Source organism: Nitratiruptor tergarcus DSM 16512 (genome assembly GCF_027946175.1).
GTDB lineage: Bacteria > Campylobacterota > Campylobacteria > Campylobacterales > Nitratiruptoraceae > Nitratiruptor > Nitratiruptor tergarcus.
The window spans coordinates 545,573-568,275 of the sequence record NZ_AP026671.1 but is presented as its reverse complement, the minus strand read 5'-3'; the positions used below and the strand labels follow the sequence as shown (position 1 = coordinate 568,275).

At 37.2% G+C, this 22,703-nt stretch carries 22 protein-coding genes; 1 reads left to right on the top strand and 21 read right to left on the bottom strand.

Annotated features, from left to right (window positions below):
- Positions 1–6 precede the first annotated feature (6 nt).
- Genes NITER_RS03060 through NITER_RS03045 form a run of 4 tightly spaced genes read right to left on the bottom strand, consistent with a single transcriptional unit; the run spans position 7 to position 5,935 of the window.
- The gene (locus NITER_RS03060; protein WP_084275936.1) at positions 7–1,059 is read right to left on the bottom strand and encodes an SLC13 family permease; all 1,053 of its coding nucleotides are present in this window, start codon (positions 1,057–1,059) and stop codon (positions 7–9) included.
- Positions 1,060–1,061: 2 nt separating this feature from the next.
- On the bottom strand, positions 1,062–3,638 hold the full coding sequence (locus NITER_RS03055; RefSeq protein WP_084275937.1) for a M14 family metallopeptidase: 2,577 nt from the start codon (positions 3,636–3,638) through the stop codon (positions 1,062–1,064).
- Complete coding sequence (locus NITER_RS03050) at positions 3,628–5,043, bottom strand: ATP-grasp domain-containing protein (RefSeq protein ID WP_084275938.1); 1,416 nt, start codon at positions 5,041–5,043, stop codon at positions 3,628–3,630. Before NITER_RS03050 ends, NITER_RS03055 begins: the two co-directional genes overlap by 11 nt.
- On the bottom strand, positions 5,036–5,935 hold the full coding sequence (locus NITER_RS03045; protein ID WP_084275939.1) for an ATP-grasp domain-containing protein: 900 nt from the start codon (positions 5,933–5,935) through the stop codon (positions 5,036–5,038). The genes NITER_RS03050 and NITER_RS03045 overlap by 8 nt, the downstream gene beginning before the upstream one ends.
- Positions 5,936–5,994: 59 nt before the next feature.
- Here NITER_RS03045 and NITER_RS03040 point away from each other — a divergent pair, with 59 nt between their 5' ends.
- Positions 5,995–7,092, top strand: coding sequence for a M20 family metallopeptidase (locus NITER_RS03040; RefSeq protein ID WP_084275940.1), 1,098 nt, complete (start codon positions 5,995–5,997; stop codon positions 7,090–7,092).
- Between the two features lie 6 nt (positions 7,093–7,098).
- Here NITER_RS03040 and NITER_RS03035 read toward each other — a convergent pair whose 3' ends face one another.
- From NITER_RS03035 to NITER_RS02955, 17 genes are all read right to left on the bottom strand, one after another.
- The gene (locus tag NITER_RS03035; RefSeq protein WP_084275941.1) at positions 7,099–7,944 is read right to left on the bottom strand and encodes a hypothetical protein; all 846 of its coding nucleotides are present in this window, start codon (positions 7,942–7,944) and stop codon (positions 7,099–7,101) included.
- Positions 7,945–7,970: 26 nt separating this feature from the next.
- Positions 7,971–8,366: a hypothetical protein gene (locus tag NITER_RS03030; RefSeq protein ID WP_084275942.1), complete on the bottom strand. Its 396-nt coding sequence runs from the start codon at positions 8,364–8,366 to the stop codon at positions 7,971–7,973.
- Positions 8,367–8,384: 18 nt separating this feature from the next.
- Positions 8,385–9,263 carry a protease HtpX gene (gene htpX / locus NITER_RS03025; protein WP_084275943.1) on the bottom strand — a complete coding sequence of 293 codons (879 nt, stop codon included), beginning with the start codon at positions 9,261–9,263 and terminating at the stop codon, positions 8,385–8,387.
- Between the two features lie 55 nt (positions 9,264–9,318).
- A complete protein-coding gene (locus tag NITER_RS03020) occupies positions 9,319–10,134 on the bottom strand; it encodes an aspartoacylase (protein ID WP_084275944.1) in 816 nt (271 codons plus the stop codon).
- Positions 10,135–10,172: 38 nt separating this feature from the next.
- The gene (metE, locus tag NITER_RS03015) at positions 10,173–12,431 is read right to left on the bottom strand and encodes a 5-methyltetrahydropteroyltriglutamate--homocysteine S-methyltransferase (protein ID WP_084275945.1); all 2,259 of its coding nucleotides are present in this window, start codon (positions 12,429–12,431) and stop codon (positions 10,173–10,175) included.
- Between the two features lie 50 nt (positions 12,432–12,481).
- Entirely contained in the window at positions 12,482–12,811 is a 330-nt protein-coding gene (locus NITER_RS03010; RefSeq protein ID WP_084275946.1) for a hypothetical protein, read from the bottom strand.
- The gene (ruvX, locus tag NITER_RS03005) at positions 12,801–13,220 is read right to left on the bottom strand and encodes a Holliday junction resolvase RuvX (protein WP_281847948.1); all 420 of its coding nucleotides are present in this window, start codon (positions 13,218–13,220) and stop codon (positions 12,801–12,803) included. Before ruvX ends, NITER_RS03010 begins: the two co-directional genes overlap by 11 nt.
- Positions 13,183–14,526, bottom strand: a complete 1,344-nt coding sequence (gene mnmE / locus NITER_RS03000) for a tRNA uridine-5-carboxymethylaminomethyl(34) synthesis GTPase MnmE (protein WP_084275947.1) — start codon at positions 14,524–14,526, stop codon at positions 13,183–13,185. Before mnmE ends, ruvX begins: the two co-directional genes overlap by 38 nt.
- Positions 14,507–15,232: a Jag N-terminal domain-containing protein gene (locus NITER_RS02995; RefSeq protein ID WP_084275948.1), complete on the bottom strand. Its 726-nt coding sequence runs from the start codon at positions 15,230–15,232 to the stop codon at positions 14,507–14,509. The genes mnmE and NITER_RS02995 overlap by 20 nt, the downstream gene beginning before the upstream one ends.
- 3 nt (positions 15,233–15,235) lie before the next feature.
- Positions 15,236–16,828, bottom strand: a complete 1,593-nt coding sequence (yidC, locus tag NITER_RS02990) for a membrane protein insertase YidC (RefSeq protein WP_084275949.1) — start codon at positions 16,826–16,828, stop codon at positions 15,236–15,238.
- A 3-nt stretch (positions 16,829–16,831) separates the two neighbouring features.
- Positions 16,832–17,146: a membrane protein insertion efficiency factor YidD gene (gene yidD, locus NITER_RS02985; protein WP_414858996.1), complete on the bottom strand. Its 315-nt coding sequence runs from the start codon at positions 17,144–17,146 to the stop codon at positions 16,832–16,834.
- On the bottom strand, positions 17,143–17,472 hold the full coding sequence (gene rnpA, locus NITER_RS02980) for a ribonuclease P protein component (RefSeq protein ID WP_084275951.1): 330 nt from the start codon (positions 17,470–17,472) through the stop codon (positions 17,143–17,145). Before rnpA ends, yidD begins: the two co-directional genes overlap by 4 nt.
- Positions 17,469–17,603 carry a 50S ribosomal protein L34 gene (gene rpmH / locus NITER_RS02975; RefSeq protein ID WP_084275952.1) on the bottom strand — a complete coding sequence of 45 codons (135 nt, stop codon included), beginning with the start codon at positions 17,601–17,603 and terminating at the stop codon, positions 17,469–17,471. Before rpmH ends, rnpA begins: the two co-directional genes overlap by 4 nt.
- A gap of 60 nt (positions 17,604–17,663) precedes the next feature.
- Complete coding sequence (locus NITER_RS02970; RefSeq protein WP_084275953.1) at positions 17,664–18,053, bottom strand: CBS domain-containing protein; 390 nt, start codon at positions 18,051–18,053, stop codon at positions 17,664–17,666.
- A 19-nt stretch (positions 18,054–18,072) separates the two neighbouring features.
- Positions 18,073–18,423, bottom strand: coding sequence for a transcriptional regulator (locus NITER_RS02965; protein WP_084275954.1), 351 nt, complete (start codon positions 18,421–18,423; stop codon positions 18,073–18,075).
- Entirely contained in the window at positions 18,423–19,913 is a 1,491-nt protein-coding gene (locus NITER_RS02960) for a DUF1538 domain-containing protein (protein WP_084275955.1), read from the bottom strand. Before NITER_RS02960 ends, NITER_RS02965 begins: the two co-directional genes overlap by 1 nt.
- Before the next feature lie 145 nt (positions 19,914–20,058).
- Positions 20,059–22,647 carry an ATP-dependent Clp protease ATP-binding subunit gene (locus NITER_RS02955; RefSeq protein WP_084275956.1) on the bottom strand — a complete coding sequence of 863 codons (2,589 nt, stop codon included), beginning with the start codon at positions 22,645–22,647 and terminating at the stop codon, positions 20,059–20,061.
- Between the last annotated feature and the right edge of the window lie 56 nt (positions 22,648–22,703).

Genomic DNA, 22,703 nt, shown 5'->3' with positions numbered 1-22,703 from the left:
ACTATTTTACAAAATTATAAATTTATAACAGCTAAAAAAAAGAGCGATTCCCAGAAGAAGCGCCAAAATATTCAAGAGTAAAAAACGCTGCAAAAAACGCTCCTGGTTGCCAAACTCTTTGGCGTAGAAGCGATAGGCGATAAGATTTGCCAAAGAGCCCCACAACACTCCATATCCTCCCACGCTCACACCCCAAAGAAGGGATTGCCACTCATGAGTGAAATTGGCCAGAAGAAGTGTGGCCGGGACATTACTCATCAGTTGCGAAAGAAAAATGGAAAGAAGAAAGATATGATGGGGATGGTGTAGTTGCGAAGCGAATATATGCGTGAAATTATCAGCTATACCAAAAAATAGATAGAATGTGGCAAGAAGAAAATAGTCTATACGAAGCGATCTGGTATCCAAAAGAAGTGCATAAAAAATCACCAACCCTCCCAGCCACAAAGGGAGGAGATTGAAAATAACTCCCAAAATCAGAAGAAAGAAAAAGAGATAAGGATAGGCTTTTTTGTGGATAGCCGGAGGAATGATTTCGCTCTTTTGTATCCGGATATCAAACCACCAAACCCCAAGAAGGGTTAAAAGAAAGAAGAAAAAGACAAAGGGTGCGATTGTGAGCATGAATTGAAGTGCCGGAATGTGATAGTGCCAGTAGATGTAGAGATTTTGTGGTGTGGAGTATGGCAGTAAAGCAGCAGCGTTGGCAGCTATGGCTTCGAGGATGACGGCCCACGAACGATTGGTAATTTGCATAGAAAGTGTCAGAGGTACCATAATAATGAGTGCTACATCGTTAGTAACGAAAAAGGATATTAAAAATGTTCCAACGATTAAAGCATAAGCTCCAAGGCCCAAGCGCTCCATATTGATAGCCAAAGCATGCAAGAAGCGGGTCCGCTTCAATCCTTCTATGACGACAAAAAGAGTAAAAAGTATGAAAAGGATTTGGTATTCATCTTGCGAATAGTGTGGCAGGGAGCCAATAAAAAGAGAAGTCGATACAAAAAGCATCAAAGAAAGAAAAAAGAGCCACTCCCTTGCCACAAGTGCTTTCATTTTCAAGGCTCATAATATAAAATCACGGGCTCACTGTAATTGGGCACATCGTCGTAGGTAAACACGGCATAGTATTTGGCGATTTTGGTATTGCCAAAATTGTCATACGTATAGTTGTCTTTTCCGGCATAGAGCTTCACTCCATCTTGGGGATTACGTGGAGGATGGAATCGGTTGCGTACCACATAGGCACCGACAAAATCTGGGTCTGTAGGATTTTCCCATGTAAGTTTTACCATCCCTTTTTCTATTTTTGCCGAGAGATCTTTTACAGGAGCAACGGGATATTTTCTTCTTTTTATATATTTAAGATCGAGTTTGACTTCATTTTGGCTTCTTTTGTCATACCAGTCTATGATGTGATTTTTTGTCTGTGATGCTTTAGTAGGTCGAATTATAAAGCCCACTTTTTTATCTTGTGCATGGGCGTTTTCTAGTTCAATTTTGCTAGAAGTATCAAACAAAAATAGATGCTCATCTTTTTTTGCAAGCTCAGTCTCACTCACCTCATAATCTATAAACCCAAGAGATTCTCGATGTTCGAGCTTCTCATAATCTAACTCATCCAAATCGACAAGCTCAATAAGATAGCGAATATCTTCTCCACTTGGTTTGATCGGTTTGTTATGGATTCTTATGAAAGCATTTGTAATCACTGTCGTATCAGCTTCTGGCAAGCTTGAGAGATCAAACTCCATAAAGCCATACACCACATCTCCATCACTATCAAATCCACAGCTCAAGGTATCTAGTGTAACACCATCTTTTGTAACTGTAGCCAATCGGCTTGGCTCAATCTCAAGTTTAGTGGAAGGCAAAGTATATTTGATATCAAGATGCGGGCGATAGTGAATTCCCCCACCAAAAGGACCATAGCCCAAATCAAACATCATCATCTGTGAATCACTTCCCAAAGGAAGTTTTGTAGGTCCTTGTATACGAAAGAGCACCTCTCCCTTTTTAATAGCCTCTTGCAAAAGCTCTCTTTCATAGCTATTGAAGTTCCATGTTTTCCAAATCCCTTGCGTTAGCTGCTGCGATGGAATAGTCTGCCCCAATGTCTGAATTACTTTTGCATTGTGAATTTGGTCAAAATCGGTAATATCATCAACACTCTCTATAATAGAAATAGACCACTCACCATATTTTTCAATCTTTACATTAACTCTGTTAAGGGGATAAAGACTGATTTTTGCCTCTTTAATAAGGGCATTTTTTGCAACGGAATCGAGTTTGAAACGAATGACACCATAACTTATACCCAGCGTCTCGTTGACCCCTACAAACAGAGAGTTTTTGCCAAAATGCTCCCGGTTTTTGTTCGATTTGTGCGCTACATATCCTATATCTTTTGGTGCCGGAAAGAGGTTTCTAAAAAACTCATCCCTCTCAAGTGTCGTCATTACCTTGACTTGTGGTGCAAAAGGGCCTTTTTGGCGTGAAAGCAGATTGACAGGTCGAATATAGTAAAAATAGAGTTTTCCACTCTCTCTGTCTGTATCGGTAAACTCCAGTCTTGTTGTAGTGCCTATGAGTGATGGCTCCCTACACGCTTCCTTGTGTTGATCATTTCGATATATTTCAAAGTAGACTCCACTATTGGCTTGAAGGTCATACTCCCACTCTAATGTAACAGCGTTGCTGCTACTCTCCTTGATTGTAAAAAACTCTACTCTTGGTGGGTGTAATGGAGCATAATTTGAAGCTTCCCTCATAGCATACAAAAGGGCTGGAATATTTTCATGGATCGATTCGCTCATATTTTGCAAATAGTCCGGAATATTTCTTGTTCCAACCTCAACAACAGATGCCAAAATCCCTTTTGAGTAGTAATACTCCCTTCCGCTTCCGCTGATAAGCTTTGTAGGTGGTTTTCCTCTGTGGATACCATACTTTCTACCCGTTACTTTAAATATCTCATAGTTCATATTGGCACAAAGCACATTGAGATCTGTCCCGTCAATTTCAGCTTCATGGTTGAATTTATGGGCTGGAAAGAAGACATTGCCTTGGGAGTGATAATCAAGAGCAATGGTAATATTTGGATGACTGTCTACAAACTCTTTGATAGCTTTTGTCTCTGGCTCACTGAATGGAGCTGGTCCACCATAGACATTGGATGAATAATTTGTACTTTTTACCCAGCCCACACTAAAGTTTCTATTAAGATCGACACCATAACTGCCATCAGGATTTTTGCGCCTATTTTTTCGCCAAAAAGAGTAGTGTGTTCGAGAGTACTCAAATCCATCAGGATTGAGTACCGGAACGATATAGAGCGTACTTTTGGATAACGCTTCCATCACTCTTGGATCCGTTGTAGAGTGCGTCAATAAATAGCGAATAAATGCAACAGCAAGCTCGTTACCTATCCACTCTCTTGCATGGATAGTCCCTGTATAAAGTAGAGCTGGTTTGAGATGGGCAAACTCTACATTTTGAGTAATTGTTGCTAAAACAATTGGTCGATTTTCCCATGTTGAGCCAATCGTTTGCATCTGTATAAGGTGAGGATATTTTTTGACCATATCCTCTAAAAATTTTATTGTATCTTGATAAGAGAGATAATTATGCTTCAACCGATTCCTTTTTAAATGCTTCCCAGGCTATGAGAAGTTTTTGCAGAGTTTTATCTTTTATTCCTTTAAGCTCCAATAAACTCTCTGGATTATTATCCAGTGCATAAGCGATATTAAATGCATCCATCCGATCCAAAACTTTTTTTGCTCTCTTTTTGCCCAGCGTTTCTTCTAAAAAGTTAATAATCTGCTCTTCTGTTAGAGTCACCGGTTCTGCATCTTGTGGCTCTTCAAAGACATACTCTTCGTTCGATTCTTGTTTCTCTTTAGGGCTTTTACCTTTCCAAAAACCTTTACATTTACCTGTAAAATCCCACTTTTCACTTGGCCACTCCTCATAGTCTCTATCCTCAGTATTTAGCATTGGATACTGCTCATCAAGCTCCCAAAGCGCTTTTACACTACCATCCTCTGCCATCTTTTGGCGATTAAGAAAATATGCTCCATCAAAACTTGGTGTATAGCGGCCAAATGTAATATAGCGCATGGTTCTAAGAAGAGAGCTGTCGATTTTGCCAAGCTCCTCCCAGTTGTATACAGGTATATTTGGCTTAGGAAATCTACCATTACTGAGTTTCCACATGAGATATTGCCCTATCCAATCTCTGATGTATGGAAACGCGGCAAAGGCGGTAGCACACTCAAGTATTCTATATTTGCCATCCTCTTTTCCAACAGCAATATCACACGCCCAATACTCCGCATTTGCCGCTTTACTCACTTTGACAGCCAAATCAAGTACTCCTTTTGGCACATCCATATAATCCATGCTTCCACCCTGACTTGTGTTTGTTAGCCAGTGTCCCTCAGGTGGTCTTCTCCAAAAAGCACATACAGGTTTATGGCCAATAAGCATGACCCTGATATCTGCACTCATTGGTACGAAATCTTGCACATAAATTGGACAATATTTTTTAGTTTCAAGCAGCTTTTTTGCTTCTTCGAAACTGTCAACTTTATGAACATAATATCCACCATAATTGCTTGGACCATAACTGCGTTTAATAATTTTTGGATAGATAGTGTTTTTTAAAAACTCCATTCCCTCTTCTTTATCATAAAAAATGTACGTTTTTGGAATAGGGATGTCATATTTCCAGCAAAATCTTGTCACATTTTCTTTGCTTTTATTGGCAAATTGGGCATCTAAACTTGGAATGAATCTCACATTTGGAAGCTCTCTTGCAATTTTTCTAAAGGTCTCATACGCCGTTGCCGGAATATTTCCAATGAGTACATCAATCTTTTTTTTCTTTACCTCTTTAATAAACCGCTCTTCATCCCCTTTCCAGTGATAGACCACTGTCTCTATTTTATCCGGCCAACCTCTAAAGTTGCTCTTATCAAAAAATCTCAGTACATAATCGAGATACAAAAGTCCTATTTTTGGAAGTTTTTTAGCCATTGTTTATCCTTTTATCTATTAGTTCTACAATTTTTTCTATCTTTTTGTCATTAAAATCAAGTCCCATTTGCTCTTGCTCAGGTGTTGCAAATGCCGGAATCCCGTTCACCTCAAGCACCACATACTCTTCATTTGCCCTATCGTAGATGATATCCACACCGGCTATCTCGATGTTAAGAGCATTTGCAGCTCTTTTTGCCAATTCAATCACTTTATCATCACAATCTCTCATAATTACACTGCCACCACTCGTCACATTTGTTCTCCAATCCCCCTCTTTTGCCTTTCTACCATAACAGGCAATAAACTCCCCATTAACTATATCGATGCGATAGTCACTTCCGTCATAATCGATGAATTTTTCTATATAGAAAAAACGTAGATCTGTTTGGTTTAAAAATGGTAAAATCATATCTAGCTTATCTTTACTATCTACTAACGCCATTCCCATACCGCCCCAGCCATCAACTGTCTTAAAGACCGCTTTGCCCCATTCCAAGACTTTGTTGCGAATCGTCTCGACATCTTCTCTGTGGCATAAAAAATAGTCAGCCGTGCGGATACCATGCAATCTTAATGTATCATTTGTTTTAAACTTGTCTTCACTGATGGCAAAAGCTTGAAAATTATTAATACAAGGAACATGCCTGTCTAGCGCCTCATAAAGGTAGACCTGATATTTTGTCTGCTCTCCTGCGTTGTAGCTAAAAAAACAGTCAAGCTCATACAAATTCATACCATCAAGCAACATTTTCCCATTTTCTGCAATAGCATGGCGAAGGTTGAGACCTGTAGTTACTTTATGGCCTCTTTCTTGCAGTTTTCGCACCATCTTTTGCTCAATGACATCACCACCTCCATTTTGGTACATCCATATCCCGATATGAGCCATGAGAATCCCTTAAGAAAATTTTTTTTATAATACATAAAAGTTGATTAAAAGGTTTTAAAATGGAGTATAGTTTTAGTGAATTAGAAGAGCTTATCAATATTAATTCTTATACTAAAAATAAAGCTGGAGTGGATAAAAACGGTGAAATAGTACGTATAAAACTAGAATCTTTAGGATACGTAACTACAGTTTTTGAAAGAGAACATATAGGTAATCACTTATGGTTCAAGTCACCCAAAAAAGAGGGAGAAAAAATTCTGCTTCTAGGACACCTCGATACAGTATTTCCACCTGGAACATTTGAATATTTCAGGGAAGATGAAGAGTGGATCTATGGTCCTGGGGTTTGTGATATGAAAGGCGGGATTATGGTCATGATAGAGGCTTTGCGCCGCCAAAAAGAGCTTTTTAATGTAGATATTTTTTTAGTAAGCGACGAAGAGACCGGCAGCGATGACTCTTCAGAACTTACATTCAATATAGCCAAAGAGTATGACTACTGCCTTGTATTTGAAGCAGCCGGCAAAAATGGTGAGGTTGTTACCCAAAGAAAAGGGATAGGTACATTTGAGATAGAGATAAAAGGAAAAGCTGCTCATGCAGGAAACTGCTTTAAAGATGGAATTGATGCGAACCAAGAAGCTGCTCATAAAATTCTGGCTCTTTCACACTTAAGCGATCCAGATAATGGAACAACGGTAAATGTAGGCAAGATTGAAGGAGGAATTGGCGCAAATACGATTAGTCCAATGGCTACGCTTCTTTTTGAAACTCGTTTTACAAGTGCAAGTGAAAGAGACAGAGTTCTTGCAAGTATGACTGAAATTACCAATACCTCTTTTATTCCTGGAACAACTGCTACACTAGGTGGAAGACTGCAGCGCGATGTAATGGAGGAGCGTCCAGAGCAACTCGCATTTTTGGAGCGTATAAAACAATGGACAGGAATCAAGCTTCCAGTCGAGCATCGTGGTGGTGGAAGCGATGCAAATATTGCTGCATCTGCAGGTACTGTTACATTAGATGGATTCGGTCCTTATGGAGATGGAGATCATACTATACATGAAAGAGCGAGTAAAAAAAGCTTTATACAAAGAATTGAACTTACTACGTCACTATTAAAAGGATTTATGCAAGAAAGCAAAAAAGAGGCTTGAGCCTCTTTAAAATGAGTATCCAATTCCTAGATACATATAACTACTTCTAAACTCTATATCGCCAAACTCTAAAGGAAGAGAGAAAGAGAACGCTCTTACATAAAAGCTATCTACATCCCATTTTTGATAGTGATATCCCAATACGCCATATAATCTTGGCTTGACAGTTATAAACTTTGCTCGATAATTTTTATGAAGAAGATCCGCTCTCAATCCTATATCAAATCCGTATGTATGTCCATCAACTTTTACTTTAGAATCAATAATGCCAGATTTAAATCTAAAGCTTTGAAAAGAGTAATTTGCTGCACCATAAAGACTCAGCATACTGGTAAATGCATGAGAAAATGTAACATGAGGTCCAATTTTGTATGTAGTTACATCAACTTTAAAGAGTTTTTTTGTTCTCATCAAATCACCAATATCGATATAATTAACAGCTTCAATCATACAGTCAGCATACGGCATAGAGACACCTGTATCTAGTCCTATACCTAAATAGTCATGTTCACTTTTGTGATATACGTTTTTACCCAAACCAATACTAATATCTAAACCCTTAGGCTCAAATGCAAATGTAGCTATATGCAAAGGAGATACCATTGTATCCATATATTTATACATAGCTGTAACTTGATCAGCTGCCATCCATGTAATATTGAAGCGATAGTAGTAATCAGAACTAAAAATATTTTTATGTTCTTCAACAAATGAGTATGTTGAGATATCTGTATCTACTGAAAAATTTTGATTGAAAAGAGAATATTTCATTTGAAAATTTCCATGCCCATACTCAATGCTACTTGCAAAAAGCGAAGTAATAGCTAAAATAAAGAGTATCAATCTTTTCATAAAATACCTTTTAATACATATTACTACTAACTATTCCACTTTTTCCGTAACTCCTCTTGGCGCTCCAAATAGCGTTTTATAAGAGAGCCCTTATCAAATCCCAATTTTTCTCTCATTTCAGCCAAATCTAGTCCTGCTCCCTTGACTGCTCGCTCCATAACTTCTTCACTCTCTAAAATCAATTTAGGATCTATTTTATGTTTGGTCAAATAATTAAAAAGTCTCTTCATATCATCTTTTGCAATATTACGTTCACCGATCAAAAAAGTAAAATGTTTGAACTCCGCTTTTTTTTGAAGATAATTATTGTAAAGCATAATTGCGACAAAAAGAATGATAAGTACTACAAGAATACCAAGAGAGATTAGAAGTGTTTCATTATCTTTTGAAAATTTAAAATTCCTTGCAATCTCTTCAAACATTATAATCCTTCAAGGGTATCATAAATGATACCCCATCTCTTGTGCCACCTCTTTTATATGTGCTAAGCGTTTTTCAATTGGTGGATGTGAAGCAAAGAGATCCATAAATCCCACGATACCAAAAGCTTTCATATCACTAGGCAAAGCCACTTGCTCTTTTGGAATCTGACCAAGTTTGGCTAAAGCATAATAGATACCTCTTGGCCCATCGAGACGTACCGCACCCTCGTCTGCTTTAAATTCACGGTATCTACTAAACCACATAGCAAGCATTGTTGCAAAAATTGTTAAAGCAATCTCTAGCGCAAAACTTATAGCCATATAGGCCATTGGACTAGGATTGCCTTCCTCATCTTTTGGTGCAATGATATTTGCAATAAGACGAGAGAAGAAGAAAACAAAGGTATTGAGAACACCTTGCAAGAGTGTCATAGTAATCATATCGCCATGTTTGATGTGGCTTATCTCATGAGCTAAAACCCCCTCAACCTCTTCTGGACTCATAAGTTCAAGTAAAGATGTAGAGACTGCTACAAGAGCATCATTACGGTTCCATCCTGTAGCAAAAGCGTTAGGAGGACCATTGAAAATCCCAACTTCTGGTCTGCCTATACCAGCTTCATCTGCAAGCTTGTAAACAGTTTTCACAAGCCACTCTTCAGTTGCATTGCTTGGATGCTCTATTACTTGCACTCCCATATGCATTTTTGCCATCCATTTAGACAAAAAGAGAGAAATAAGTGCACCGCTAAAACCAACAATAAAAGAGAGAATCAAAAGTCCGCTAATTGTGCCTTGATCGAGCCTTACACCAAAAAATGCTTCAATGATAAATATAGTCAAATATATCGAAGCCATTACGGCTAAGTTCATAAGTATAAAGAGTATTATTCCCATTACCCCTCCTCTTTTTTTTGCTCTATTTTAACGAAAAAAAATTACAGTTTACTTGCTAAAGCATATTTTTCTTTGCTAAACAAAAAGCTATTTTCTTTTCGTAATAGGCTGCTTCATTGATAAAAACAGGATAGGATGGCTCTCCTTCATAAAAAATCTCTTCTTCATCAAATCGTAAAAATATTGGATCACCATGATGAAGCAGTTGATAATCTCTCCCAAGAAATTCAGGATGAATCATGCCTGCAAGCTCTTCGTCCTCTCTTGGAAAATCCCTATAATCATAAATATCGTAACAGACCACCTTCTCATCCATCTTTTCATCTTTTCGCAAAATATCTAAGGCTCTTTTGAGTACTTTCAGTGTATTAAAAAAGATTGATGCATCCAATACCCCTTGACAGACAGGACCAACTTCAATTGTAATGGAACTTTTCACACAGCTATTGATAAAGTTGCCCTCCTCAGTGCCAAACCAGCGAAGGATCTTGACATTTTCATACTCTCTTGCCAATATTTTGGCTATATTTGCGCTCAGAGGATCATCTTTGCTAAGTACTATTGTGATACCCATATTTGCAGTAGTAGTATGCAAATCTATGAGAAAATCTGTATCTTCTAATCTTTTTTTGAGCACTTTAGCTCGTTCATATTCATAAATATGAGAGTCTTTGCTGAGTGCTTCTTGAGAAAAAGAGCGATTGAGATCGTAGTCTATATAGCGTCTGCACTCTTTTATAGCTTTTGGATTTGCTAGTAAGTAATCTATTGCAATATCTTTGAGCCAAAAATTTTCTCGCATCAGTTTTTTTACAATATAAATGCCTATAAGTTCATTTCCATGCACGCCGCCTGCAATTGTAACTTTCATTTATCGTCCTTTCAAAAGGGCGATTTGCCCTTTTGAAATTATAGCTTAACAATACGTTTTCTAATCTCTTTTGTTGCTTCCACCATGTTTGTTAGAGCCGGTATTACCTCATCCCATTTTCTAGTTTTAAGCCCACAATCGGGATTAATCCAAAGTTTGCTAGCTGGGAAAACCTGAATCTTTTTTTCAATCTCCTTGATAAGTTCCTCTTTGCTCGGTACTCTTGGAGAGTGGATATCGTAAACGCCTGCACCAACCTCTTTTTGGTAGTTGTAGTTTTTAAAAGCTTCTAAAAGTCTATTGCCATTTCGTGCTGTCTCGATGGAAATCACATCAGCATCCATAGCATCAATTGTCGGCATAATATCGTTAAAGTCGCTGTAACACATATGGGTGTGGATTTGTGTTTCGGGTTTAGCCACGGCAGTTGCGATTTTAAAACTCTCAACAGCAACTCTTTCATACTCGTTTTTGTTTTCATCGCGCAAAGGATACCCCTCTTTGAAAGCCGCTTCATCCACCTGGATGATTTGGATACCCGCTTCTTGCAAATCTTTCACTTCATCGGCAATTGCCAACGCCATCTGCTTATAGACCGACTCCCTTTTAAGATCATCTCGCACGAAGCTCCAGTTGAGCATCGTCACAGGACCGGTAAGCATCCCTTTCATTGGTTTGTCCGTAAGACTTTGTGCATAGGTAATCCACTCTACCGTCATCGGTTCTGGTCTGCTCACATCCCCAAAAATTATAGGAGGTTTGACGCATCTGCTTCCATAGCTTTGCACCCATCCGTTTTGGCTGAATGTCACCCCTTCAAGAAACTCGCCGAAATACTCCACCATATCGTTTCTCTCAAACTCACCATGCACCAAAACATCAAGACCGATATCTTCTTGCACTTTGACGCAATAGCGAATCTGCTCTTTGATCTTTTCTTTGTACTCCTCTTCACTCATCACACCATCTTTGTAAGCTTTTCTAATGGCTCTAACCTCTTTTGTTTGTGGAAAACTTCCTATTGTTGTAGTCGGCAAGATCGGATATTTCAAAATTTCATGCTGAAGCTCAAGTCTCCTTGTCGCAGGCAATGATCGTTCACATTCCTCTTTTGTCAAATTTGCAAGTCTATCTTGGACACTTTTGTTGTGAATCTGAGTAGAGCTTTTTCTTGTTGCATTTGCTTTTTTATTGGCTTCCAAAAGCGCTTCATCCTCTCCAAGCTCTTTGCTTCGATAAAGTTTATCAATGATTCTAAGCTCATTGAGTTTCTCTTTTGCAAAAGCAAGCCATGTTTTTATATTGCTGTCCAGCTTTTCTTCATATTCCAAAGTATAGGGAACATGCAAAAGTGAGCAGCTTGTTGAGACGACGAGCCGGTCCTTGTCTATCGGGAGTGCATTTAAAAATTCCACTTTTTTCTCTATATCACTCACCCAGATGTTCCTGCCATCAACCACACCGGCAATGAGTTTTTTTCCACTTTTTGCGATTTTTTCAACAGATTCGATATTTTTTGGACCATGAACAAAATCAAGCCCGATACCATCTACTGACGTATCAACCAAAATCTCAACAGCTTCATTTGCATGCTCAAAATAGGTCACGACAAAAAGTTCGAGATCATCTGCCTTTAAGGTTTCATACGATTTTTGTAATGCATTGAGAAGTTTTTCATCAGGATCTCTTACTAATGCCGGTTCATCAAGTTGGACGTTTTTAGCACCAATCTTTTCAAGTCTATTTAAGGCTTCTTGATAGATTGGAAGAAGTCTATCTAGAAGATCAAGTGGATTGGAACCATCACTGGTTCTAGAAAGTGCCAAGAATGTCACCGGCCCAATGAGGTTAACCTCTGTCTCTATTCCCAATGCTTTAGCCTCTTGATATTCGCTTATGACTTTGTCCAGATTCAAAGAAAAATTTTGATCTTTATGGAGTATCGGTACAAAATAGTGGTAGTTTGTATTGAACCATTTTGTCATTGCAAGTGCTTTATGCGTTTTATCACCTCGAGCCATCGCGAAATAGCGATCCAACCCATCTAAATCATTGTACTCTTCAGGTTCTGCACCAACCATAACGATCGTATCAATCATCTGATCATAAAAACTAAAATCGTTTGAGCCGATAAATTCAATTCCCGCCTCTTTTTGGTATTTCCAGTGCCGCTTTCGAAGAGTTTTTGCAACTTCTTGCAGTTCATTTAACGTGATCTCTTTATTCCAATACTTTTCCAAAGCAAATTTGAGCTCTCTTTTTTCGCCAATTCTTGGAAATCCTGTTACATATGGCATATCTTCTCCTTCTTCTGTTTATAGTTTGTAGTGATTTTGAGTTGGTAGAACTAAAAAGAAGGAGGAGCGATACCGGTTTTGGTGTAGCGACATTTGCAAAGCGGAGGTTTTTTTATACGAGAGAGACGCAAAACTTTATGAGCTAAACATGCAAAAAAAAGATTACAATAGCAAGGTTTCGAACCCTCTTCTATAGATTCGTTTTCTATAAGGTGTTCTTCTACTATCTCATCTGGGGGAGGATCACATTTTTGATCAAATTGGCGCACGAGAAAAAAATATTTGCAACGAACAGCCTCTTTTTGCAGCGTTACGGTATTCACGGTGGCTGTAATGGCAGTAAGCCGAAAATAGTTTTTTCCAAAACCTTTAGCGACCAAGCAGCCACCTCTCTAAAATTTTTTGTGCTGCAATGGAATCAATCTTACCGTCTTTTTTGTGTTTTATGACTCCTTTTGTTGCCTCCTTCGCTTCATATGAAGTGAACCCTTCATCGATATACTCGATATTGCCGTTAAAATCCAACAAAGATACAAAATGACGTATTCGTCTTTGCATCTCCTCTTTTGAGCTACCATCTGGTATACCGACAACCAGCGTATCGATATTCCACTCTCGTAAAAAACTACTCACATCACGAGCAGCTTGATTTCTACTTTTTCGCAAAATTGGATTTTGAGGCAATACTATTTTGCCATCAAGACAGATAGCAGTACCTATTCGCTTCAAACCCACATCAATAGCTGCAACCCTATTTGCCAAGACAAAACTCTCCAAACATCTTATCAAGTAGTTCAGAGCTCTCCATCGGCCTTGTTATTGAGCCAATAGCGGCAATTGCTTCATTGATATGAAAAGCAAAAATCTCCAGCTCTCCCATCTCCAAAGGTATCTTTGCTGCATCAATTGCTTCAAGTGCCTTAGTTACAGCATCTATCTGTCGCCTTGAGACCAGCAAAATCTCTTCGGTATTTGCATAACTATCGAGAATTGTTTGGAGCTTTTTAATAAGTGGTGAAATATCTTGCTTGACACTTAGCTCTATTGGTTCAATATCTTCGATAGTTATTTCCTTACCAAGATCGATTTTATTCAATACAACTATAATATCTTTTTCATTTTTGTACCGTTGAATAAGATCAATAATTTTTTGATCTTCACTCTCAAGTGGCCTGCTTGCATCAAACATTGCTATGACAATATCACTCTCTTCTATAGCTTTGATACTGCGCTCTACACCTATTCGCTCAATCGTATCTTGTGCCTCACGAATCCCAGCAGTATCTACAAAACGCACAAGATGTGAGCCAATTCTGACACTCTCTTCAATCGTATCTCTTGTAGTACCAGCAATATCACTCACAATAGCACGCTCATAATTCAAAAGAGCATTGAGCAAAGAGCTCTTGCCAGTATTTGGTTTGCCAATAATGGCAACTTTAAATCCTTCGATAAGCCCTTCTCGACGTTTACTTGATTCAAGTGTTTTTGCAAGATTTTTGCTAATAGTTTCAAGTTGGTTTTGCATCTGCTCTTGCAGATCTACTGGTAGATCCTCTTCAGCATAATCGATATTGACTTCCACATAGGCAAGAATGCGTATGAGCTGCTCTCTCACCTCTTCTACAAAGCTAGCTAGCTCACCTTTAAGTTGGCGTGCTAATATTTTTGCAGCATCTTCACTTTTAGCTTCAATAATTTTTGCAATGGCTTCAGCTTCGCTTAAATCTATTTTGCCATTTAAAAAAGCTCTTTTACTAAATTCTCCAGGCTCTGCAAGTCTTGCACCATGATACAAAAGGGTTCTAAGAACCATATCGGCTACTATGATGCCACCATGACACTGAAACTCTACAACATCTTCGCCTGTGAAGCTATGAGGAGCTTTAAAATATATAACAATGGCTTGATCAATTATTTCATTTTGATGATTATAAAGAGTACGCAGATGTGCAAAACGTGGTTTGAGTGCTTTTTTTGTTATTTTTTGTGCAATTGCGAGCGCCTCAGGACCACTGAGACGCACTATTGCAATGGATCCAACTCCATGAGCTGTTGCAATAGCAGCAATAGTATCAGTTTTTTCTAAATTCATTGACTATAATATATTTTTCACCATTTCTTTCACGAATAGCTACATATTTTTCAGGAAAAGCTTCACGAAGCTGACGCAAAGCTATCTGTATAAGCACACCATCGAGTGGTTTTGTTTGTCCTTTTCCCTCTTTTTTGATTCTTTCAATCACAGGTACAAGATAGTTGCGTATCATCTCTTCTTGCGTCTTTAAAAATTCAGCTATTTCTAACCGTATCTGCAAATTATATTTTGGATTTATCCAATTAAAAAGCATATAAGAAAGGGCTTTGTAGCGATATCCCTCTTTTCCTATAAGTAAAGCTGCATCTTCGCCACTAAACTCGATGAGAAGTGTATCTTGACTATATGGCTTGACCTCTATTGGTTCTAGACCAAAACAGATATTTTTAAAGAGTTCATTGAGCTCAGATTGAACCTCCTGGGCTATTTGTTCAAGATCTTTTTTTTCTTTATAGAAATTATCAAAAATCTCCTCTTTTGGCTTTTCGATTTTTGGCAATACCTCTTCTACTTTTGGTTGCTCAGACTCTGATTCACAACGAACGAGGATAATAGCATTTTTCTTTCCAATACCAAGAATCCCTTTTGAGGGATGCTGCAGCACTTTGATATCAAGATCGTTGATAGAGCAAGAGAGTTGCTCTGCTGCTTTTTTATATGCTTCTTCTAGTGTAGGTGCCTCAATTTTAATAGGATCTGACATAACTTATCCTTCTTTACTTACTTTACTAAGCTTTTTAGCTTCAAAAATCTTATTTACAATGAGCTGCTGGATAATCGAGAGAATATTGTTTGTAAACCAGTAGAGCGTAAGTCCTGCTGGGAATGTCAAGAAAAAGAATGTGAAAACAATTGGTAAATAGGTAAAAAGTTTTTTCTGCATAGGATCAGTAATCGTGGTAGGTGTAAGTTTTTGATGAATAAACATTGTAATACCCATCAAAATTGGTAATACAAAATAGGGATCTTTTTCACTCAAATCTGTAATCCATAAAATCCACGGAGCACCTTTGAGCTCAATTGCATTAAGCAGTACTCTATAAATAGCAAAGAAAACTGGAATTTGCAATAACATTGGCAAACATCCGCCCATAGGATTCGCCCCATGCTTTTTGTAAAGTTGCATCATATGGGCGTTCATTTTTTGAGGATCGCCTTTATATTTTTGTTGAATCTCTTTAATTTTTGGTGCGAGATCTTTAAGCTTTTGCATTGAGAGCATTCCTTTGAGTGTCAAAGGAAAGAGAATAATACGAATAATGATAGTCAAAACAACAATCGCCCAACCCCAATTACCAACAAAATGATAGAGTGCAAGAAGTGCTTTAAACATTGGTTTTGCAATAAATGTAAAAAAGCCATATTCAATTACATCAGTAAGCTCTGGATTAATTGCCTTGAGTGTTTCATACTCTTTTGGACCAAAATAACCATTTACTTGAAAATTACTTGAACCTTGAACAAAAAGAATAGGATTCTCTTCGCTATCTTTTGTTACAACAACATTGAGTCCCTTTTTCAAGTCATAAAAAAATGTTGTATAGTATCTATCAAATGCTGCTGCAATTTTTGCTTTTTTAAAGACTTCAGTACCTTTAGCATCGCCATCTTCAATGATAGTTATTGTATTGTCTGCTTCTTTTATTAAAGCTCCATGGAGTGTATACCCATCTACTCTCACATTTGGTCTGTATCCAGGTGAAATATAGTAGTCCTCATTTTTAGTTAAAGATATATTTGCGCTGTAGTGTCCGTCAGGATAGATAGTAATCTTTTTTATAACTCCCACTGTACCAAGATCTTGCTTGAGTACAATCGTTGTTGGCTCTTTTAAAGAGATCTCTTTTGGCCCTTCATAGCTATATGGTGTTTTAAATGACTTTTCATTGAGTGATGCATCACTAAAACGTATCTCTAAAGGTTTTGGCAGCTTATTTTCATCGAAAAGTCTAATCTGCGCTCCAGATTCGTTTTTATATTTTTTCTCTTCTAGTATAACTTGAGAAACACGGCCTAAAGAGTCAATAAAGAGATCAAATTTTGGTGAAGTAATTTTAAGTAACTGCTCATTCTTTGCGGTATGACCTTGAGAAGGAGCTTCCATTTTGTTGCTATCTGCTTGCACAGGTGCAGCAGTTTGAGATTTTGCAGGAGCTTCAATTTTTGTTGAAGTTTTATTGTTATCAAGATTTTGCTTGAGGTTTTGCGGCATAAAGAAATAATCGTATACGATAAACACTACTAAAGAGATAACTGTTGCAAGTAACACCCGTTGATTTGTACTCATATTCTCTAACATATACTACCTTTTAAAATTTTTTATGAGGAAATATTTAGAACCATTTTTTGGAACAAGCCAATATTTAACATTGATTTTTTTATAAGAAGTTTTGTTTATACTCTTTCTTACCGTGGGATAATCTATTCCACCAGAAAAGAGTTGATTACATCGAAGTATACGCAAAGTAGTATCAAAAAGAGCTTTAAAAATATTATCTTGCTCTATTTTCCATACTGCATATTCGGAGCATGTTGGATAGTATCTGCAGCTCCCATACGAAAAGAGTGTAAATACCTTTTGGTACACTTTTAATAAGAAAAGAAGACTCTTTTTCACCATTTACGTCTCTTTATACGATTCAGGATATTTTGCATCTCCTGATCTAGTCTTTTAAAATCTGTTTCAAGTATCTTCTGCTTAGCAACAAAAACATATTCGCCAGTCGGAAACTGCTCAAAATTCTTTATAAAAAGAGCTTTGAGAACTCTTTTTGCTCTATTTCTTTTTACAGCTTTTCCTACTTTTTTGCTTGCAACAAATCCGACTTTTCTATTTTTATTGTGCAAATAAAAAAGAACAAAAAATGGAGTGTGAAAAGCCACTCCTTTTTTATATACAAAGTCAAACTCTCTTTTTGTTTTGAGAGTTTGTACTCCTTTTATACTGCCAATCTTTTTCTACCTTTTGCACGTCTTGCATTTATAACTTTTCTACCATTTTTACTTCTCATTCTTACTCTAAAACCGTGCGTTCTTTTTCTTCTCGTATTATGCGGTTGATATGTTCTTTTCATTCGAATCCTTTAAGATAAAATTTTGGTGGTTAAGTTTACTAAAAAAGAGCTTAAATTCTTTTAAATGTCTTCCAATAAAACACCAATAATATCGCTCATTGTGATTATTCCATATAATTCATTATCATCTACAACTAAAACTCTTTTGATACTATGGCTTACCATCATTTTTGCAACATACCTCATTTCTAGTTTTCTTGTCACACTAATAGCCGGAATTGTTGCTATATCATAAACATTTAAAAGATCGATATCCCCTTCCTGAGCAACAATTGCTTGGAGGATATTTTTGAATGTCAAAAGTCCATAAGCACCATTAGGTGAATTTTTATCGACAATTACAGATTTAATATTATGCTTCTTCATTAGCTCAAGAGCTTTTCTCACCGAATCTAATTGATCTACAATTATAAGCTTTTCTTTTGGTGTCATAATCTCTTCGACTAACATTGGATCTCCTTTTTAAAATCTAAAGAATCGTCTTAATTTCACTCTCAAACTTATGCAATTCTTCCTTATTGATTCCTACAACATGCTCTAAAGGAAGAGTAAAAATAATAGAACTATTTTCGGTATCTTCAACATTCAATTCATTTTTCAATGCTCGCAAAACTTTCAAAGAGAGTTTTCTTGGCAAAATAAAGAGTAAAATTGACATAGCTTCTTCCAAAGTGACTCCAAAAAAAATCTTTTTCTCTTTAAGCCCAATATTTTTGCCACTTATTATTGTCACAGCTCCAGCACCGGCATTTTTAGCAATCTCTACTCCCTTCTCTTCCATCTCATTTGGAATAATTGCAACAAGTGCTACAAATTTCATCAGTTTTCCTTTCTTTTAAATTCAGCATATATTCCATATCCCATAACAGTAATCATTGGAAAAAGCGAAGCAAACGCTATAAGCCCAAATCCATCAATCATAGGATCTCTTCCTGGAATATTTTGTGCAAGACCTAAACCAAGAGCAGCTACCAATGGCACTGTAACAGTAGATGTTGTAACACCTCCGCTATCATACGCTATTGGAATAATATATTTTGGTGCAAAATATGTTAGAACTATAACAACAATATATCCTACAATAATGTAGTAGTGGATCTCTCCGCCTGTTACAATTCTATATGCTCCCAAAGCTATTCCAATTGCAACTCCTAAAGCTACAAAGACTCTTAGAAGTAAGGAGTTGATTCTATTTTCACTCACCTCTTGCGCTTTGATAGCTATGGCTAAGAGTGCAGGCTCAGCCATAGTTGTAGAAAAGCCGATTAAAAAAGCAAAGAGATATATCAAAAATATCTTTCCTGTAGAGGTGAGTTGAAATGCAAGTGTCTCACCTATTGGAAAAAGTCCAATCTCAAGTCCTAAGATAAAGGCATAGAGTCCAATGATAACTAAAAGTATCCCAAAAGATATTTTATGCAAATGTGGTAGTGGTCTTTTAATAATTATGTATTGAAAAAAGAAAATTACACCCAAAATTGGCAAAATGTCTTTCACAACAGCGATTAAATCAAAAAATATCTTTTTTATATCAAAATGACTCTCTTCAACAACTTCTTGGGTTATAGCTTTTGCAATTGTGATTATCTCAGTATTTTGGGAGCCAAAGTGCGAAGCGATTATTCCATAAATTTGGACAAATATCATAGGCGTTAAAGAAGCAAAAGCGATAAGTCCAAATCCATCAATTACTGGATTTCTCCCTTTAATACTAGTAGCAAGCCCAATTCCAAGAGCTGCAACCAGAGGAACGGTAACCGTAGAAGTTGTTACACCTCCACTATCGTATGCAAGCCCAACAATCTCTTTAGGCGCAAGGAAGGTAAGAACTACAACCAATATATACCCTACAATAATATAATATTGAATAGGATGACCAACAACAATTCTAAAAACTCCTAAAGCTATAGCAAAACCAACAGAAAGCGCTACTGTAAGCCTCAAAATAAATGCATCAATTTTCCCTTGACTAATAACTTCAGATTTTTGCGCTATAGCAATAAGGGCTGGTTCAGCAATCGTTGTTGAAAATCCAATCAAAAATGCAAAAAGCAAAAGCCAAAAGAGACTACCTTTTTTAGCAAACTCAATTGCAAGATTTTCGCCGATAGGAAATATTCCAAGCTCCAAGCCTCGTATAAATACAGCTAGTCCAAAAGCAACTATGATAAGACCTATAACGATTGAGAGGGAGTTTTGAGGAACCTGTCCAATAATAAAAAATTGAAAAATTGCAACAACTACAACAATTGGCAAGAGATCTTGAAAAGAGTTTTTTAAATCTCGAAAAAATATACGAAGAATCTCCATACAAATTCCTCAGTTTATAAAAATAATATTATTTAGATTTTACATAGAAAGAGAGCTTTAAAGTGGAGTATTCAAACTATAGAAGAGGTAAATTACTAAGATTGTTACAAATTAACAACCTACCAAAAAAAGGTAGGCTGTTGTATTAGACTCTTTGACCATTTACATAGACAACCACTTGGTCGCCTTCGGCATCAAACTTGACGCTATCGCCCTCTTGCACTTTATCTTCTAAGATAAGCTCAGCCAACGTATCTTCTACGATTTCATACAAAGCACGTTTAAGCGGTCTAGCACCATAAACTGGATCAAATCCGGCTTTTGCTACAAGCTTTTTCGCACTTTCAGTAAGCTCGATCTTGATATCTCGCTCTTTGAGTTTTTCTTGAATTCTAGCAAACATAATATCTACAATTTTGACAATCTCTTGCTCGCCAAGAGGATTGAATATAACAATGTCATCTAGTCGGTTCAAAAATTCTGGTTTGAAATAGCGTTTGAGTTCGTCTTTTACCGCCTTTTCTCTGTCTTCTGGATCTTTAAACTCCATAATCTTATCACTTGCAATATTGCTTGTCATGATGATGATAGTATTTCTAAAATCAACTGTCACACCTTTGTTATCAGTAAGGCGTCCATCATCAAGCACTTGTAACAAGATATTGAATACATCTGGATGCGCTTTTTCTATCTCATCAAAAAGCACAACGCTATACGGTTTTCTACGTACTGCTTCAGTAAGCTGTCCACCCTCTTCATATCCAACATATCCTGGAGGTGCACCAACAAGGCGGCTCACTGCATGTTTTTCCATATATTCACTCATGTCAATGCGAATGAGCGATTTTTCGGTATCGAATAAAAATCTTGCTAATGTTTTAGCTGTCTCAGTCTTACCAACACCTGTTGGTCCCAAGAACATAAAGCTACCAATTGGTCTATTGGTATCAGACAATCCTGCTTTATTTCGCTTAATCGCTCTTGCAACAGCTTTGATAGCTGCATCTTGTCCAACAACATATTTTTTGAGTTCATCTTCCACATGCAAGATTTTCTCTTTTTCACTTTGGAGCATTTTAGTCACAGGAATACCTGTCCATTTGCTCACAATCTTGGCGATCATCTCTTCATCAACAGCGTTTTTGAGAAGTGTTCCAGCCTCTTGCATTCTATTCCACTGCTCATTGAGCTCTTCAAGCTTTTTCTGCAACTCTGGAATTTCACCATACTCAATTTTTGCTGCTTTTTCAAAGTCACCTTCACGTTTAGCTTTTTCTGCATCTGCTTTTAAGCGCTCAATTTTCTCTTTGATTTCAGCAATCTCTTTGAAAATCTTCTTCTCGGTCTCAAACTGCGCTTCAAGCTGTCGCTTTTTCTCTTCCAAATCTGCTAGCTCTTTTTCAATTTCAGCAAGACGCTCTTCATTCTTCTTGCTCTCTTCCATCATGAGAGCCTCTTTTTCAACCAAGAGCTGCTGGATTTGGCGTTTAACTTTGCTAAGCTCAAACGGCTCAGACTCTATTTGCATTTTCAATTCTGCTGCAGCTTCATCAATAAGGTCGATAGCCTTATCTGGCAAATATCTATCAGTAATATATCTACTAGAAAGTTTTACTGCTGCCACAAGTGCACTATCAAGAATCTGTACATTGTGGTGCGCTTCAAGGCGTTCTCTAATACCACGTAAAATCTGCAACGCTTCATTGATGTTAGGCTCCTCAACTTTTACTGGTTGGAAACGTCTTTGAAGTGCTGCATCTTTTTCAAAATATTTTCTGTATTCTTTCAGTGTAGTTGCACCGATTGTATGAAGCTCTCCTCGTGCAAGGGCAGGTTTAAGGATATTTGCTGCATCCATACTTCCTTCACTAGCACCGGCTCCAACAATTGTATGGATCTCATCGATAAAAAGGATAATATTTCCAGCATTTTTTACCTCATCTACAACAGCTTTGAGTCTATCTTCAAACTCACCTCGATATTTTGCACCTGCTACAAGTGCAGTCATATCAAGAGCAATTACACGTCTATTTTGTAGACTCAAAGGCACCTCTTTATTTACAATTCTTTGTGCTAATCCTTCAACGATAGCTGTCTTACCAACACCAGGTTCACCTAGTAAGATTGGGTTATTCTTTGTTTTTCTAATCAAAATCTGCATAACTCTATGGATCTCTTCATCCCGACCAATAACTGGATCAAGTTCACCCTCTGCTGCTTTTTTTGTTAAATCTATTCCATATTTTTCAAGTGCTTCAAGTGTCTCTTCAGCAGTTTGTGATTCTATTTTTTTACCACCTCGCATAGCCTCAAGAGTCTTTTTTAGTTCAAAGAGATCTACATATTTTCCAAGTACCTCTTTAAATACTGGATTGTCCATATTTGCTTCGATCCATGTATCGACTGCAAGGTACTGATCGCCATTGCGTACCATCAAACCTTCTGCTTTTTGCAAACTCTCAGCGAGATTTCGTGAGATTTTTATATTCTCTTTTGTAATGGATGATACTTTTGGCAGTCTATCAGCAGCACTTTTTGCTTCAAGCTCAATAGCAGCTTTGTCAACTCCCATTTTATTAAGGGCTTGATTAAGAATTGAGCTTGTATCTGTTAAAAGTGCCCATAACATATGAGCTACATCTACTTCAGGATTTTTATTATGTAGCGCTAGGCTGACTGCACTATCTAACGTCTCTGTCATTTTGTGCGTTAGCTTCTCAAAAATATTGCTCATATTTTCTCCTTTTTAGTTTATTTATATTATAATATCTTAGTCATTGGTTGTCAAAT